The sequence below is a fragment of the Paenibacillus sp. EB106-06-01-XG199 genome (assembly GCF_058791575.1).
This window is the reverse complement of record NZ_JBYTDQ010000002.1, coordinates 648,300-663,445: the sequence shown is the minus strand read 5'-3', so window position 1 is coordinate 663,445 and position 15,146 is coordinate 648,300. Positions and strand designations below refer to the sequence as shown.

Annotated in this window: 12 protein-coding genes and 1 pseudogene; 6 read left to right on the top strand and 7 right to left on the bottom strand. The window is 51.4% G+C overall.

All coding sequences use genetic code 11. The features are described 5' to 3' along the window. The first annotated feature begins 8 nt into the window (after nt 1-8). Nucleotides 9-1,004, top strand: a complete 996-nt coding sequence (locus AC3WT9_RS08980; protein ID WP_341378279.1) for a DUF3558 domain-containing protein — start codon at nt 9-11, stop codon at nt 1,002-1,004. A gap of 39 nt (nt 1,005-1,043) precedes the next feature. Here the strand turns inward: AC3WT9_RS08980 and AC3WT9_RS08975 are convergent, their stop codons facing one another. The 4 genes from AC3WT9_RS08975 to AC3WT9_RS08960 all read right to left on the bottom strand — a co-directional run bounded on the left by AC3WT9_RS08975 (nt 1,044) and on the right by AC3WT9_RS08960 (nt 4,416). Further along, nucleotides 1,044-1,541 (bottom strand): VanZ family protein, encoded by a 498-nt coding sequence (locus AC3WT9_RS08975; RefSeq protein WP_341092288.1) that lies wholly within the window; start codon nt 1,539-1,541, stop codon nt 1,044-1,046. A gap of 38 nt (nt 1,542-1,579) precedes the next feature. Next, entirely contained in the window at nt 1,580-2,446 is an 867-nt protein-coding gene (locus AC3WT9_RS08970) for a M15 family metallopeptidase (RefSeq protein WP_341378280.1), read from the bottom strand. A 187-nt stretch (nt 2,447-2,633) separates the two neighbouring features. Continuing rightward, a complete protein-coding gene (locus AC3WT9_RS08965) occupies nt 2,634-3,728 on the bottom strand; it encodes a sensor histidine kinase (RefSeq protein ID WP_341092291.1) in 1,095 nt (364 codons plus the stop codon). Next, complete coding sequence (locus tag AC3WT9_RS08960; protein ID WP_341378281.1) at nt 3,721-4,416, bottom strand: response regulator transcription factor; 696 nt, start codon at nt 4,414-4,416, stop codon at nt 3,721-3,723. The genes AC3WT9_RS08965 and AC3WT9_RS08960 overlap by 8 nt, the downstream gene beginning before the upstream one ends. Before the next feature lie 271 nt (nt 4,417-4,687). On the opposite strand from AC3WT9_RS08960, the gene AC3WT9_RS08955 reads away from it, so the two are divergent. Genes AC3WT9_RS08955 through AC3WT9_RS08945 form a run of 3 tightly spaced genes read left to right on the top strand, consistent with a single transcriptional unit; the run spans nt 4,688 to nt 6,826 of the window. After that, a complete protein-coding gene (locus tag AC3WT9_RS08955) occupies nt 4,688-5,485 on the top strand; it encodes a sensor histidine kinase (protein WP_341092294.1) in 798 nt (265 codons plus the stop codon). After that, nucleotides 5,482-6,147, top strand: coding sequence for a response regulator (locus AC3WT9_RS08950; RefSeq protein ID WP_341092295.1), 666 nt, complete (start codon nt 5,482-5,484; stop codon nt 6,145-6,147). Before AC3WT9_RS08955 ends, AC3WT9_RS08950 begins: the two co-directional genes overlap by 4 nt. Before the next feature lie 28 nt (nt 6,148-6,175). Beyond that, complete coding sequence (locus AC3WT9_RS08945) at nt 6,176-6,826, top strand: YcnI family copper-binding membrane protein (RefSeq protein ID WP_341378282.1); 651 nt, start codon at nt 6,176-6,178, stop codon at nt 6,824-6,826. A gap of 724 nt (nt 6,827-7,550) precedes the next feature. On the opposite strand, the gene AC3WT9_RS08940 is transcribed toward AC3WT9_RS08945, so the two are convergent. The 3 genes from AC3WT9_RS08940 to AC3WT9_RS08930 form a co-directional block, all read right to left on the bottom strand. Further along, nucleotides 7,551-9,557 (bottom strand): CotH kinase family protein, encoded by a 2,007-nt coding sequence (locus AC3WT9_RS08940; protein WP_492407543.1) that lies wholly within the window; start codon nt 9,555-9,557, stop codon nt 7,551-7,553. A 21-nt stretch (nt 9,558-9,578) separates the two neighbouring features. Next, nucleotides 9,579-10,238: a DUF4956 domain-containing protein gene (locus AC3WT9_RS08935; RefSeq protein WP_341380360.1), complete on the bottom strand. Its 660-nt coding sequence runs from the start codon at nt 10,236-10,238 to the stop codon at nt 9,579-9,581. Nucleotides 10,239-10,333: 95 nt separating this feature from the next. Beyond that, complete coding sequence (locus AC3WT9_RS08930; RefSeq protein WP_492407542.1) at nt 10,334-11,047, bottom strand: polyphosphate polymerase domain-containing protein; 714 nt, start codon at nt 11,045-11,047, stop codon at nt 10,334-10,336. A gap of 278 nt (nt 11,048-11,325) precedes the next feature. On the opposite strand from AC3WT9_RS08930, the gene AC3WT9_RS08925 reads away from it, so the two are divergent. Both AC3WT9_RS08925 and AC3WT9_RS08920 read left to right on the top strand, forming a co-directional pair. Continuing rightward, a complete protein-coding gene (locus AC3WT9_RS08925; protein WP_341378285.1) occupies nt 11,326-12,576 on the top strand; it encodes a purple acid phosphatase family protein in 1,251 nt (416 codons plus the stop codon). Nucleotides 12,577-12,790: 214 nt separating this feature from the next. Beyond that, nucleotides 12,791-15,146 (top strand): annotated as a pseudogene (locus AC3WT9_RS08920) (xyloglucanase); the annotation flags it as partial.

The window sequence follows — 15,146 nt, the reverse complement described above, 5'->3', positions numbered from 1 at the left end:
AATGTAGAATGAAGCTTTTCCGGGGTATAGTGATTACTTGCGTGCTGCTAACAGGGTGTTCTGCGCAAAATGCGGCTACAGAGGAAGGGACAACATCCACTTCCTCGCCGTCTGCCGTAGTAGCAAGTGCAACGCCGTCTCCGGCGGTTACGGATGAAGCCAGTTCACCGCCGGTCAAGGGAACCGATGGTGGAACAACTACGAACCCTCAGGGCTCGGCTTCAGCATCGAAGGAGTACATGGAGACTGCCAGGCTGCATCCCACTTTCGGGTTTGCCGATGCAGAAGGGAAGCAGATCCTGATGACCCGGGAAGAAGACAGTGAGATGGAACAGATGAAATCCCTGAACACGGCTGTCGGCAATAACGGCCAAATTCTCACGTTAACGTTCGAGAAATGGCAGGCTGGGAGCGAGAACAGTAACGGCCGGGAGTCAGCGAATAATTTTGCCAATCTGCGGGGGTATGTCTACTCGGTAGATGAAGGCGGCGCAACCCCGGATGAAACCTACTATTTGGCCGATTCCGCTGAGTTTAAGCTCAAGTCGCTGCTTGAGATTCAGCCGGCAGCAGCAGATCGCGGACAGCTCACCGCTGATGATCCTCTGCGAAAGAGCATTTCTGCGGCTAAACAGCGGGAAATCAAATTAGCCTGGAAGCTGGCGGATTTGCCGCCGGACCGTGCCCTGTACCTGGTGCAATTCGTGAGACAGAACAAGAACATGCTGTTCAGTCTTGTTGTAGAGGATGGCGGGAAGCTGAAGTTCGTGGATTATCCCGCCGTTGTTCAGGAGGATGAATATTCAGTATGGCGTGTAGATGACGGCGGTGAGGTCATGCCGGAGATGTTCTCGCTGTTATTTGCTGCCGAGACTACAGATGGACTGCTGCTCGGTCTGAATTGGTGGGGCGCAGAGGGGATTAACTCCTTTTTCCTGTCCCGGAAAGGGGATGCCTTCAAAGAGCTGGATATACAATACAGCCGTTATACCTCGCCCTTGTAGCTGCTGTAAATGTGCATCTGTTTTATACAAGTCCAGCCGTCATGACTCTTTGGCGGGCTGGACCTTTTTCTTGTGCGCGAACAGTAGAAGCATACTATAGCCGATCACTCCTCCAAGGGTATTCAAAATGAGGTCGTCGACATCAAAGGTACCGATAGAGAGAATAGCCTGTGCACACTCCAACAGCAAACTTAAACCCAGGGAGCGAATTAACACATACAATAACGAAATTCTCTGACCGCCCGACTGGAGCATAAGGAACATGCCATACGGCAGGAATAAAGCGATATTTCCGCCTACATTGAGCAGTGTGTGACTTGTCAGGTTATCGAATGTGTTCGAGATGGTGGCCAGCGGGATGAAATTTCCCCATTGCATCGCACGGTCGAGATTCTGCGGACTGCGCTGTAATTGATCCCAGAGAAAGATGAAATTTATGGAGCTGAACTTAAATAAAATGATTTTGAACAACGCATAGACATACAAGGCGAATAATATCTGCACTGCAATCTCTCTCGTAGCTTGTGTACGCTTCATTTCTTCTCCTCACTTTCCTTTGATTACTCCCATGCCCGTCAGGGGAACACGGTCAAAATAACCCCGTCCATATTGTTGCCCGACAGCTCAAAACGGCGGTCAGCCGGTACCGGGATCGGTGTATTGCCGGTAACGGGATGATACGATACCTCGTATTGCTTTCCATCCACCGTTGCCGAATAGCTTTGCTGCTCTTTAAGGAATTCTAGATACTCTTCCAGTGTGAAATGGTTGTCCTGCATAATTCTACTGTGCGGCAAACCGACATAGCGGAAATGCCAGGGTTCATACTGAATGCCAGTAATGGCTGTCTTGTCACCCGGGTAGCGTAAAATAAATCCGTATTTCCAGGCGTTCTTCTGCAGCCATTTGCCTTCAGGTGCGTTGTTCATCGCCGTCTGTGTAGATCCGATATCCAGCGACAAGCCAAGATTATGCTCGCTGTGGCCTGGCGGCAGCGCGTATTCGGCGCCTTTTTCCTCATAAAGCTGCTTTTGTTCTTCTGTATCCCGGTACCCGCTGCTGATCAGAAAATTCGAAACGCCGTCGGCGGCAGCTGCTTCAATCATCTCTGAGAAGCGCTGCACCACGCTTTGCGACAGCATAATCGTGTTGTCCAGCAGCCCGTATCCTTGCACCAGCTCAGGATGCTCATGCAGGTTAACTATGTCCTTTGTAACCCCTGATTTATGTACTGGATATTTCTTGTTGACGAGTAACAGGTTTCCCTGGTAGATCTGTTTTATAGAAATAACTGTAATGTCGGTTCGGCCGGGACCCGCTGTGATCACTTTGGACCTCCTGTCCGTAAGATCATTTCCTGTGATTTCCGCTTCCTTGTGGACAGCTTCATAGCCCAGCAGCATCAGGATGACAAGCCAAAAAACCCACTTCTTTTTCTTCATTTCTGTCTCCTCCTTGTGTTCATTCTTTAAGGATAAGAGAGAGCGTTTAAAAAGAAGTGGGGTAAAGATAAAGTTTTTCTTAAAAATATACTAATTTATATGCTTCAAACTATAGATTATCCTTCTATTTCCCGCAAAGCATTTCTCATTTGATAATAAGCATGTTGAAATCCGTGTAACGAAAAGCTTACAGCTCCCGTGGCAGCCGAACCTCAAAAAGAGTGCGGATGATGTCACTTTGCACTGAGATTCTGCCGCCATGCTGTTCTACGATATTTTTGGCGATGAACAGGCCAAGTCCTGTTCCGCCTTCTTGGTGACTGCGGGCCCGGTCTCCGGTATAGAACATATCGAATAGATGGGGCAATTGTTCTGCAGGGATGCTGCCGCCATAATTGATCACCTGAATGACGATATCCTCCGCCTGCGGGCTGCAGCTGACATCCACATATTGTCCTTCTTTGCCGTACCGGACCGCGTTGGTCAGCAGATTTTCGAATACGCGTGCCAGCAGTTCACCGTCGCCCTTTATTTCAATCCGGGGAGGGATGTTCAGGCGGGCTGTCAGTCCATTGCTCTCAAAGGCAGGATATAATTCCTCGTTTAATTGGCTCAGCAGTTCGCTCAGATCAAGCAGCTCTTTGTTGATGGTAAGCATACCGTAGTTCATTCTGGTGATTTCAAACAGCTCATCAATGAGCTTTTCAAGCCGCTGGGATTTGGTATAGGCGATGGTCGTATAATGTTTGATCTGATCTGCAGAGAGCTGACCTTCCTTCAACACGAGATCCAGATAACCCAGCACAGAGGTCAGCGGAGTACGCAGATCATGGGCCAAATTCAAGACCAGCTTGTCCTTGCTGTTTTCTGCAAAATCTCCCCGTTCCACCGCTTTCTGCAGCATTTCGCTCGCCAGATTCAGGTCTGCGGCAATATCGTCGAACTCGTCATTCGATGAGAGATTGAGCCTGCTTTTGAAATCACCGTTTGCCAGCAAATGAATATGCTTGGAAATCTCCCGGAAATAGGTGGCATAGGGTTTGGTAAAGAGGAAGAAAAAGAGGATGGCCAGCGGAATAAATAAGATCAGAAAGAAATTGAGATCGCCGACGCTGCCGATCATATAACGGAACCGGGCCAGCTTGTCCTCCAGCTTAACCTCTGATTGGTAATAAAGCTGAAGCACTTTATACAGCGCAAAGGTAAGGACACCCGAACAAAACATGCTCATTATCAGCATCAAGATCATTTTAAAGCGGAAGCTGCGGATCATTTTAGCCATTGAATGTATAACCTACTCCCCAAATGGTTTTGATCCATTTATTTTTGTTTTGATCTTCGCCAAGCTTTTTGCGCAGGGTACGGATATGCACCATCACTGTGTTCCCGCTCTCAAAATAGGCTTCACCCCACACCTGCTGGAAAAGCTGCTCGGCACTGAAGACCTTCTTGGGGTAGCTGGCCATAAGATACAGGATATCAAATTCTTTGGGCGTCAGCTCGATGTTGTTCCCGTATAACGTCACGGTGCGGCAGTCAGGATCAACGATCAATCCGCCCGCTTCGAGCACAGCCTTGCTGCCGGAGACGGGCCGGCTCAGCTGCATGGAACGGCGCAGCTGAGCGTTCACCCTGGCGACCAGCTCCATAGGATTAAACGGCTTGGTCATATAGTCATCGGCTCCGATTACGAGGCCGGTGATTTTGTCCAGGTCCGAGGTTTTGGCACTCAGGAAGATGATCGGCATCTGGTGCTGCTCGCGGATCTGCCGGGTGACTTCATGCCCGTCCAGGCCGGGCATCATAATATCCAGAATTGCCAAATCAATGGAGTGGGTCTGGACCGCCTGTACGGCAGCCCGTCCGTCAGATACTTTGATCAGATAGTAGCCCTCTTTTTCCAGGTGTAAGGCAACCAGTCCGGCGATCTCGGCATCGTCATCGGCGATTAGAATCGTAATTCGTTTCATTTCAGTTTCGCTCCTGTATAAGTTAACATGTAATGTGGACTTCGATTAACGCTTTGCTCCTAGTTTACCTTATCGGTTAGGCTTTCGCGAGCGGCGATTTTTCGTAATGTTAATATTTTAAATACTTATATTTGTAACATTTCAAAGAGGGTATAGCCCGAAAGAGTCATGCCGGCGCTACCTTGGGAATGCTATTCTATACATTAAGATTTGGGAGGGGACAGCAACGTATACGAGAATCAAGCTGCTTATTCTGCTGCTTCCGACAGTGATGGTCGGCATTTGGGAGATTGTGCGCCACCAGTTTCTGATGCCTTATATCTCTATGGACATGGGGAATTATCTGACGCCTGTGCTTGTATTCCTGTTCAGCATCGTGCTGCTGCTGCCGCTGTTCTCGTTATTGGAACGGAACCAGCGGGAGCTGGAGCAGGAACGGGCGGTCAAAACGGCCATGGAAGCCCGTGAGGGTCTGGCCAAAGAGCTGCATGACGGGATGGCGCAGTCGCTGTTTCTGTTGTCCGTGCGGATTGAGCGTCTGGAGCAGAACCGCAGGAATGGTGAGGTGAGCGGAGAAAGCATTGAGCAGATCAAAAAAACAGTGCATGAGGTCAATTCTTATGTACGCCAGGCCATTGCGAACCTGAAGGTTCCAGTCAGCGTTGCGCAGAACTTCACCCTGGAGCAGTCCGTTAAGGAGCAGCTGGCGCAGATGGCAAGTGAGGTGATGATAGAAGTGTCGCTGGACTGGAGTCTGGACGACAAAGCACTCACTTCCGCTGAAAAGGCGGAGCTGCTGTCCTGCATCCGTGAAGCTATCATTAATGTGCGCAAGCATACACGGGCGGGCAAAGTAGCCATATCCGGGCAAGGCGGCCGGGAGCGTTGGAGAGTAGCTGTCACGGATGACGGTGCAGGTATCCAGCATGAGGACCCTTTTGCAGTGAGCGGCAGTTATGGCCTGCAGATTATGAGAGAACGGGCAGAACGGATGGGCTGGAGATTATCGCTGGGATCGGATGCCGCCGGGACCCTTGTTGAAATAACGAAAGGGGGAGACGCCGAATGAACCGCTGCCGGGTACTGGTTGTGGACGATCATGCTCATGCGCGTGAGGCGATGTGCGAGATTCTGGCGATGGATGAGCGTTTTGAGGTCATTGGAGCAGTGGCGAGCGGGGCCGAGGCTATGGTCTGGACCGCACAATGGATGCCGGATCTGATCCTGATTGACATTGAGATGCCGGGGATGGACGGACTGGAGACGACACGGCGGATCAAGCTGGAATACCCTTATGTCAAAATCGTCATCGTGACCGTTTCTGATGAAATCTCCTATCTGTTCGAGGCACTGAAGCAGGGGGCGCAGGGATATCTGCTGAAGAACCTGGCTCCTTCGACCTGGATCGAATATTTGCTGGCAATTGTCAGTGAGGAGGTTCCGCTGAGCCGGGAGCTGGCTTTTCAGATTCTGAAGGAGTTTGCCGTTACATCGGTCAAGGAAGAGGGGGAAGCATTAACGGCGCGGGAGAAGGAAATACTGGGCTGTGTCTCCTCCGGTTCAACCAACAGGGAGATTGCGGCTGAACTTGGGATTTCGGAGCATACGGTCAAAAATCATCTGAAAAACATCCTGCAAAAGCTGCAGCTCCAGAACCGTACGCAGCTGACGCGGTATGCCCTGGAGCAGGGACTGGCCTCGCGGGAGCGGGATTTTCCGAAGAAACCATAGAAACTGAGAAGAGGGGAAATATACACACATGAATAAAATGCTGCGTAAACTGATGACTTTAGCCGCACCTTCCGTGGTCGCACTGATGCTGTTCGCGGCTGTAGCCAGCGCACATGTGACCGTTGCTCCGGCAGAATCCAGTACCGGTGCATGGGAGACCTATACACTGAAAGTGCCTTCGGAGAAGGATATCGCTACCATTCAGGTGGACCTGCGCATCCCGGAGGGGGCGGAGTTCAAGCAATATGAGGCAACCCCCGGATGGAATGTAACCATCGAAGGCAATAAAGTCAGCTGGACCGCAACCGGTGAAGGCATTCAAGCCGGACAATTTCAGCGTTTCTACTTCACGGCCAAGAACCCGGAGGCCGCAGGCGATATTGCCTGGAATGCTTACCAGCATTATGCTGACGGCAGTTTGGTGCAGTGGTCCGGTGAAGAAGGCTCGGAAACGCCGCATTCCGTAACTTCGATTGTGCAGTCTTCCGGCAACGGAGACAGTCACTCCCACGGATTGGCGGACACGGGTGACTCCATGAGCATGGATGAGCACAAAGCCATTGTGGAGGACATCGATAAATCCTCAGGTACCTCACCGCTGCTCTATATTGCTCTGGGGATATCATTGCTGTCCTTCTTACTGGCTGCCATCAGTTTGTTAAGAGGGCGGAAGGAATAAGGAAAGACTTACATTTGCGGAATGCAGGTGGAACATAGCTTCTGTCACATTTCCAAAGGAATATGCTGTTGCAAAAAGGCTCCGCGCATTGACACTCTCTGTCAAAGGCGCGGAGCTTTTTGGTGTGTATGGCCATGTAGGAGGGAGTCCTATAATTTGGCATGAGTCATCATCCGTCAGAAAATAACAGATAGTATATGCCTTCCAATGAACCTTTCGCATCACAATGTGCCTTTGCAGCTGAATATTCAGGATAAGATCCGAAGTATACTCCATACGGCAGCTAACATATTCAAAAAAACAAGAGAGCCTCAGACGATCACCCGTCTGAGGCTCCACTTGCCTGGAAGTTGCCTTCCACAGTATTTAGTTGTTGCTAGGCTGCGCGGACATATGTCTGAGAGGGTTGCAGAGCCGCGTCCTGCCGATATAACTGTATTTTGTACAATAAAAATGGCCAATATTTGAGGTTTTTAAGCAATAATTGTATTTTGTGCAATTAAAAATATCAAATAATACCCGTTTATTCCAAATGCCTCACTTTAAGTGCACACAGTGCAATTATTCTTCGATTCGATGCAATATCTTGGATAATAGCTGTATGAAATACAGTTAAATACAAAGTGAACTTAAGAATCTTTTCCGGTGAACCCAACTAACCTTAATTTATGGTATTCGCCGGTTTACATTACATTACCTAGTTCTTAAGTTCAGCTTGCACAGTTTACAGACTTTTGCGTTTGTAGAAGGTGATGAACGCTGCTGCAAGCAGAAGCACAACGATGGACACGCCGGTTGTGATGGCCTCGCTTGTGCTGCCCTGTTGCTGCGAACCGCCAGCTCCGCCAAACTCGCCGCCGCCCATGCCGCCGCCAAAGCCACCACCACCAAAGCCGCCGCCCATGCCGCCACCGAGACCGGCCATATCACCGCCAGGACCGTTGCCGCCTTGAGGCATCGCCGGTCCGCCCATGGCACCCGGCGCACCGCCTTGCGCGGCCTGCCCGCCTGCCGATGCGCCGTTGGCGCCTTGCCCCGTCGCCGCTGCGCCGTTGGCGCCTTGCCCCCGCGCCGCCGCGCCGTTGGCGCCTTGCCCCGGAGCCGCTGCGCCGTTGGCGCCTTGCCCCCGCGCCGCCGCGCCGTTGGCGTCTTGCCCCGTCGCTGCTGCGCCGTTGGCGTCTTGCCCCGTCGCCGCCGCGCCGATGGCGCCTTGCCCGGATGCCGCCGCGCCGATGGCGTCTTGCCCCGGAGCCGCCGCGCCGATGGCGCCTTGCCCCGGAGCCGCTGCGCCGTTGGCGTCTTGCCCCGGAGCCGCCGCGCCGATGGCGCCTTGCCCCGGAGCCGCTGCGCCGTTGGCGCCTTGCCCCGGAGCCGCCGCGCCAGCGCCATTCGCACCCGGTGGTGCCTGCCCGCCTGCGCCGCCAAAACCACCGCCCATGCCGCTTCCCGTTCCGTCACCGGAGGAAGGAAGGGTGCCGTCCAGCTGCTTGGAGACCGAACTGGCCATGGTGGACATGAAGGTCTCCACGGAGGTAATCCCACTCTCGTATTGCTCGAACGTGTAGAAGGCGGATGGATCAGCCTTCACGTAGCTGGAGATCATCGTGTCCAGCTCCTGAATCCGCGCCTTGAACGTATCGTTCTGCAGATAACCATCCAGCATTTCGCGGATTATCTCATGATATTTCGTTTTGTATTCCTCGTTAGCCAGCAGCTTGGCCACCAGCGGACGTTCGGCAAGAGCGCCTTGGGTCGGTTCGTCAATCAGCACATCCGAGCCGCCGATCCCGCCAAAAGCCATATTATAATCCCAAGGCAGGATCGAGAAGATTCCCTCATCTTCATAGAGGTAATAATTCTGCTTGTTTCCTCCAAGATAGCTGTCCATATTGCCGGTTACGGCATTCAGTGCAATATACCCCAAAGCATCGTCGATATCGATATACTTATTATAGTCGGTGCCGTTGTTCAGTTCATCCAGCATGTCGACCACAATGTCATCGTTTGATTTTTCGGACTTCATTTCAAGTCCCGTGTAGAGTGAAGCATCGTCGCCGAGCCAGGTCAAATCACTGCCTTGGCCGGTCATTACGCCTTTATATAACGCACCATAGGAATTGCCGAAGTTGCGCTCCAGATAGGCGTCGCCGATCTGTTCCACCGCGAGATAGAAACCCTTCAGTTCATCGTTGACGTAGACGTTGACGAAGGAGTATTTCGGTGTCGGAAGACCGATGCTCTCCGCCAGCTCATAGGTCAGAAACTCCCGCATATAGGAGGCATCGCTGTAATTGTTGTTGAGGTTGATTTTGGTAATGCCGAATAAATTCTGGTTCACATACTCGTCAAAAGAAATTTTGAAGCTGTAACGGTCGGAGTCCGCCATCTGCACAACGCTGCGCAGGCTTAAGTTGCCTTTGGTGCGCACGGCCACATTGTCCATTTTGATCCCGTTGTATTCCACGGAGGCTGTCTTGTATTCCTCGGTGCTGGCATTGTCCAGCATATCCTGGAAATCATCCGGGTCCAGTGTGATTTTAACATCAACAACCTTGTCCTTCGGGAACACCTCCGAATCCAGACTTTGTTCCTCGCTTGATACCGCTTTTTCCTGCGTATCCGTAGTACTTTTATTGTCCGCAGAAGGATTTGCAATCTGACAACCCGCCATAGCGATAACCAGCAGCAGGCAACAAAGAATCAGCAGGGTCAGCTTACCGCGTGCTTTCATCTTCAGCACCGCCTTTCCTCATTAAGATACATAGTCGCCGCTATAGCTGATCAGCAAGGCATTTTTGACCCCTGTAATATCGGAGACGGTGTTTACGAAGCCGCCTTCCTTGTCGTCCAGACGCAGCTCAAGCGTAAGCTCGATGTTGCCTGCGCTTACGGTTTTTTGCTTGATGTTGTAACGTTTTACAGCTTTGGTCAGATGGCTGTGCACCTCGCGTTCGCTGTCATCGCCTTCACAGTTAAGCACCAGCAGGTACGGAGTTTCGACTGAAGAATGTTTAATGAACAGGAAGAGAATCAGGCCGATAATGATCGAGCCGATAATCGCCAGCGTGAAAAAGCCTGCACCGGTAACGATCCCTGCAACGGCTGCCCAGAACAGGAAAATCAGATCCGTTGGATCTTTGATCGGCGTTCTGAAACGGACGATGGACAAAGCGCCGACCATACCGAGCGAGAGCACAAGGTTGGAGTTGATGGCGATAATGACAGTTGCGGTGATCATAGTCATGCCCATCAGGGACACGTTGAAGCTTTTGGAGTATAATACGCCGCTGAACACACGTTTGTAGAGCAGGTAGATGAAGAATCCGATCAGAAAAGCGACGCCGAGCGAGATCAGGATTTTGGAGATGCTGATATCGGAAACGAAGTTGTCTACGACCGAATTTTTAATCATATCGGAAAAAGTTGTGGCCGTATCGTTCTCTTGCCCTGCGGTTGCAGCTATAGTCTGCGTGGCCGTGGCTGCCCCCAGTGTGGATAAAATGCTCATTAATAATCCTCCCAATTATTGGTTTTTAGAAATTTGCGGCAAATGACGTATTTCAAAGCGGATTGCCGGTTTAAGCCGTTTAGCTGCAGTGCAATTTTGATGTACTCCGGTATGTATTCATCAAATTTGACCTCGAAAATAATGAAGTTCTCATCAAGCGCCCGGACCGATTGAAGCTCTTTATTAAAAATATCCGTCTCATGCAGTCCCGTACGCAGCTCCTTGTCAAAAGTGATCCGCACATTGCCGTTATGGCAGACGTAAGGTTCGCGGACATAATCGACGATCACTTTGGGACGCAGCAAATTGTGGCGCATCTGGTTATAGAGCTCCATAAACAAAGGACTTTGCGGAACGTTCAGCACCTCGTAATTGCCGGCCATAATCTGATCATACATTTCGCGGGTCAGCGGTTCCTTGATCTTGGCGATGTAGTCGTCCATTTTGATTTTTTTCTCAAAGTGTACGACATCGTCCTGTACGTTATAGATGCGGATCCGGTATTTGGTGCGTTCTCTAAGTCCGCCCAGCTTGTCCGAAAGTGCCGAATTGTTAATATCATCAAAATACAGGCTGCGGATATGGTACTCCCCGCTGTCATTGGCGTTCTGATCGGTATCTATTAAGCTCTGCAGCCGCTGCCGCAATATAAGGTATTGATGATAGTTAATGAAAAATTTCAATTCATGCCGGAATTGCAGCTTCTTATTCATCTCACACCCCATTTCTCTCGCAAAAGTTTGGCTTTGGTCACCGCTGCGCCTAAATCTTGCTGCTGAACCCATATTAAGTGACTGACCTTATGATTTTCTTAAATCTGCCTGAACGTTAGCTGAAAGTTATTACACTGCGTTAACAAATGACGTAGTTATGTGAGGTTGTAGGGAGGGTTATTTGACTTCTGTCTATGAGGAAGGCTATCTTTTATAGACAGAAAGCTAGAATCCGGACTGTTGTTTATTGGAAAGCAAGCGGTGAGGGAGGGATAGGCATGAAGGATTTTAAAGTGTTAATTATTGTTGTAATCATCGTAGTTGTATTGATCCTGCTGGCCCTTGGTCTGGAATGGCTTAAATCGGAGTGGACTGCCCGACCTGAGGAAAGCAGTGCTCCGTATGATCTGGTCAGTACCTTTAAAGAAGATGCGGAGACCAGCCGTGCGTTCACCTGGTTTACCGGAGCTCCGGGTGCGGAGGGACGGCTTGAGGTTGTAAAAGGAAAAAGCGCCGCATTTACAGCAGGGAATGTTGTCAAGGTGCAGGCCATAGACAGCGTGATCAAAACAGATGAGGGCAAAAGAGGCGTACATAAAGCTGTAGTGACCGGGCTTGAACCGGGAACGCTGTATACCTACAGGGCAGGCAGCGGCAAAGAAGGCGAATGGAGCACAGCAGCTACGTTCACCACGGCGGAAGCGGACAGCGAAAGCGTAACCTTTATCAATGTAACCGATTCACAAGGGGAGACGGCGGCGGATTTCAAATTATGGGGCAATATACTGGACAAGGCGTTCCAGACCTTCCCGGCGGCAAAGTTTATCGTTCATAACGGGGATTTGACGGAAGAGCCGGAGGATTCGGGTGCCTGGGATGACTTTTTCGGCAATGTGCAGGGGTTTGTGCCGGGCATTCCGCTGATGCCTGTCACCGGCAACCATGATGAGGTCGAAGGGCAGGCAGCAAGCTTTACTTCGCATTTCAACCTTCCGGATAACGGCGACCCGGAATCCATTGCCGGAACCTCATATTCTTTTGATTATGGACCTGTGCATGTGACGGTACTGAATACGGAGAGCCACCTGAAGAGCCAGGCCAAGTGGCTGAAGAAGGATTTGGCCCTTACAGATAAACCGTGGAAAATCGTAGCGCTGCACCGTCCGGCATATGGCGGGAACATGTATAAGAAGCTGGAGGATTGGACAGAGATATTTGACAAGTATGGGGTTGATCTGGTGCTCCAGGGACATAATCATGAATATTCCAGATCGTATCCGCTGCTTGCCGGAAAAGTTGTCCCGGAGGGCGGGAATTCTGCTGGTACCGGAGGAGGAACGGTGTACGTGGTGACCAACGCCTCCGGCGCAAAATTTAATGAGAAGAAAGAGGATCAGTACTATCATCAGGTTCATTTCCAGAACAATAAGCAGATGTACGCCGGAATTACGGTCAGCGGAAATACATTGACTTACCAGGCCTATGATGTGGACGGCAACAAACTCGACGAGTTTCTGCTAAAGCATTAAGATAGTAAGACTCTTCTGACATTCCGTCAGGGGAGTTTTTTTACTATAAATGTAATAAATAGTGTGAAAATGGTACGATAACAGAAGACGGAATTCTCCAAGTTTGAACCATTTTCCCTCACTATGAATCCTGCTTACACTCTATAATGAAAACGTTAACAAAGTAAAGCAATCATAGGAGGCGTGGTTCGTGATTCGTAACCGTATCCGAAGAATGGGATTAATTGTCCTGCTGGCTGCGATGTCTAGCTCTTTGTTTACCGCCTTTCCGGCGGCTGCCCATGCTGCTGCAAGTGAAGCTTACAACTGGAAAAGTGTCGTTACCGGTGCGGGCGGAGGGTTTGTGCCGGGCATTATTTTTAACCAAACTGAACCGAATCTGATCTATGCGCGTACCGACATCGGGGGCGCCTACCGCTGGAATCAGGCCACTGGCAGCTGGATTTCCATCAGTGATGCCGTGGGCTGGGTCGACTGGAACAAAAACGGGGTGGATGCGCTGGCTACAGACCCTGTCGATCCGGACAAAGTATACATGGCTACCGGCACGTACACGAACCACTGGGATGGCAACGGGCAGATTATGCGTTCCAGCGACCGGGGCAATACGTGGCAGACGACAGCGCTGCCGTTCAAGGTTGGCGGCAATATGCCCGGCCGTTCGGCCGGTGAGCGTCTGGTTATCGACCCCAATAAGAACAACATCCTGTTCTTCGGGGCACGCAGCGGCAACGGGTTGTGGAAAAGTACGGACTCGGGAGTAACCTGGTCCAAAGTAAGCTCTTTTCCTAACGTAGGCACTTATATTCAGAACCCGACGCTCGATTACGGCAATGACCTCGTCGGATTATCCTGGATTACTTTTGACAAAAGCACAGGCACACCCGGCAGTGCTACGGGAACGATTTATGTCGGCGTAGCGGATACGGCAAGCAGCGTGTACCGCAGCACCGACGGCGGCGTTACCTGGTCCGCGCTTCCCGGACAGCCCACCGGTTTTCTGCCTCATCATGGCGTGCTTTCCTCAACCGGGGATCTGTACATTACGTACAGCAATGGCGTAGGGCCCTATGACGGCAGCAAAGGTGAAGTCTGGAAATTTAATAAAACCAGCGGTGCCTGGACGAACATCAGCCCGACGACCGGAACAGATAATTGGTACGGCTTCGGAGGACTTGCTGTCGATGCCCAGAATCCGAATACGGTGATGGTCTCCAGTCTGAATGCCTGGTGGCCGGATGAGGTTGTTTTCCGCAGTACGAACGGCGGAGCGACTTGGAGCCGGATCTGGGATTGGGGCAACTATCCGGAACGGACCTATAAATTCGCAATGAACATTACCGCAGCACCTTGGCTGGATCATGGAACGACCTCCACTTCACTTGATCCTTCACCAAAGCTCGGCTGGATGATGGGAGACCTGGAGATTGACCCGTTCAACTCCAACCGGATGATGTACGGAACAGGAGCTACAATCTACGGCTCGAATAACCTGACTGCTTGGGATACAGGCGGCAAGGTCAATATTTCGGTCATGGCCAAGGGCGTAGAGGAGACTGCTGTGCTCGGACTGATCAGCCCGCCGTCGGGAAGTGCGCATCTGATCACGGCGCTTGGTGACGTCTCGGGCTTCCGGTATGAAGATGTGACCCAGGCGCCGGTCAAGTTCCAAACGAGCCCTTCCTGGGCGACAACGACAAGTATTGATTATGCGGAGCTCAGTCCGGCGTTCGTTGTGCGCGTTGGCGGAGCCGATAAGGAAAAGACACCGAGCATGAAATCGCTTGGGATTTCGAATGACGGCGGCTCTAATTGGTATATGCCGAATGCCGAACCGTCGAATGGAACCAAAACAACGGCAGGACAAGGCCAGGTCGCCGTATCTGCCAGCGGTAATGCCATCTTGTGGAGTACCTCCGATATCGGTGTCTACTACACCAAATCGTCGGGCAACTCCTGGACGGCAAGCAGCGGGGTACCGGCCGGAGCCAAAATCGCTTCCGACCGTGTAAACGCGAACAAGTTCTATGCGTTCTATGCCGGAATCTTCTATGTCAGTGTGGACGGCGGAGCTACCTTTACCGCTACACCGGCAGCGGGTTTCCCGACTAATAATGTAGACGGCCTGCAGCCGAACCAGGCGCAGATCAGCTTGAAGGCAGTGCCGGGCATTGAAGGCGATATCTGGCTGGCCGGAGGCAATACAGTCGAGAACAAATACGGTTTATGGCATTCTGTGAATTCTGGAACCAGCTTCACCAAGCTGTCTAATGTCGAGGAAGCGGATCTGATCGGCTACGGTAAGGCTGCACCGGGCCAGAGCTATATGGCACTATATTCGGTTGCTCAAATCGATGGCGTCAGAGGGGTCTTCCGCTCCGATGATGCTGGCGCATCTTGGGTCCGGATCAATGACGACGCCCACCAGTATGCGAAGATCAACATGGCCATAACCGGTGATCCGCGAATATACGGCCGGGTATATCTCGGAACAAACGGCCGGGGCACACTCTATGCTGATCCGGTGAATCCTCCGGCTGCCGGATCCACCATTACGCCGGTCACGGCCA

Excerpts from the sequence above, each read along its gene's own strand:
- AC3WT9_RS08955 (WP_341092294.1), top strand. The coding sequence starts at position 4,688 with ATGGTCGGCATTTGGGAGATTGTGCGCCACCAGTTTCTGATGCCTTAT.
- AC3WT9_RS08965 (WP_341092291.1), bottom strand. The coding sequence starts at position 3,728 with ATGGCTAAAATGATCCGCAGCTTCCGCTTTAAAATGATCTTGATGCTG.
- AC3WT9_RS08980 (WP_341378279.1), top strand. The coding sequence starts at position 9 with ATGAAGCTTTTCCGGGGTATAGTGATTACTTGCGTGCTGCTAACAGGG.
- AC3WT9_RS08975 (WP_341092288.1), bottom strand. The coding sequence starts at position 1,541 with ATGAAGCGTACACAAGCTACGAGAGAGATTGCAGTGCAGATATTATTC.
- AC3WT9_RS08950 (WP_341092295.1), top strand. The coding sequence starts at position 5,482 with ATGAACCGCTGCCGGGTACTGGTTGTGGACGATCATGCTCATGCGCGT.
- AC3WT9_RS08925 (WP_341378285.1), top strand. The coding sequence starts at position 11,326 with ATGAAGGATTTTAAAGTGTTAATTATTGTTGTAATCATCGTAGTTGTA.
- AC3WT9_RS08945 (WP_341378282.1), top strand. The coding sequence starts at position 6,176 with ATGAATAAAATGCTGCGTAAACTGATGACTTTAGCCGCACCTTCCGTG.
- AC3WT9_RS08960 (WP_341378281.1), bottom strand. The coding sequence starts at position 4,416 with ATGAAACGAATTACGATTCTAATCGCCGATGACGATGCCGAGATCGCC.
- AC3WT9_RS08930 (WP_492407542.1), bottom strand. The coding sequence starts at position 11,047 with ATGAATAAGAAGCTGCAATTCCGGCATGAATTGAAATTTTTCATTAAC.
- AC3WT9_RS08935 (WP_341380360.1), bottom strand. The coding sequence starts at position 10,238 with ATGATTAAAAATTCGGTCGTAGACAACTTCGTTTCCGATATCAGCATC.
- AC3WT9_RS08970 (WP_341378280.1), bottom strand. The coding sequence starts at position 2,446 with ATGAAGAAAAAGAAGTGGGTTTTTTGGCTTGTCATCCTGATGCTGCTG.
- AC3WT9_RS08940 (WP_492407543.1), bottom strand. The coding sequence starts at position 9,557 with ATGAAAGCACGCGGTAAGCTGACCCTGCTGATTCTTTGTTGCCTGCTG.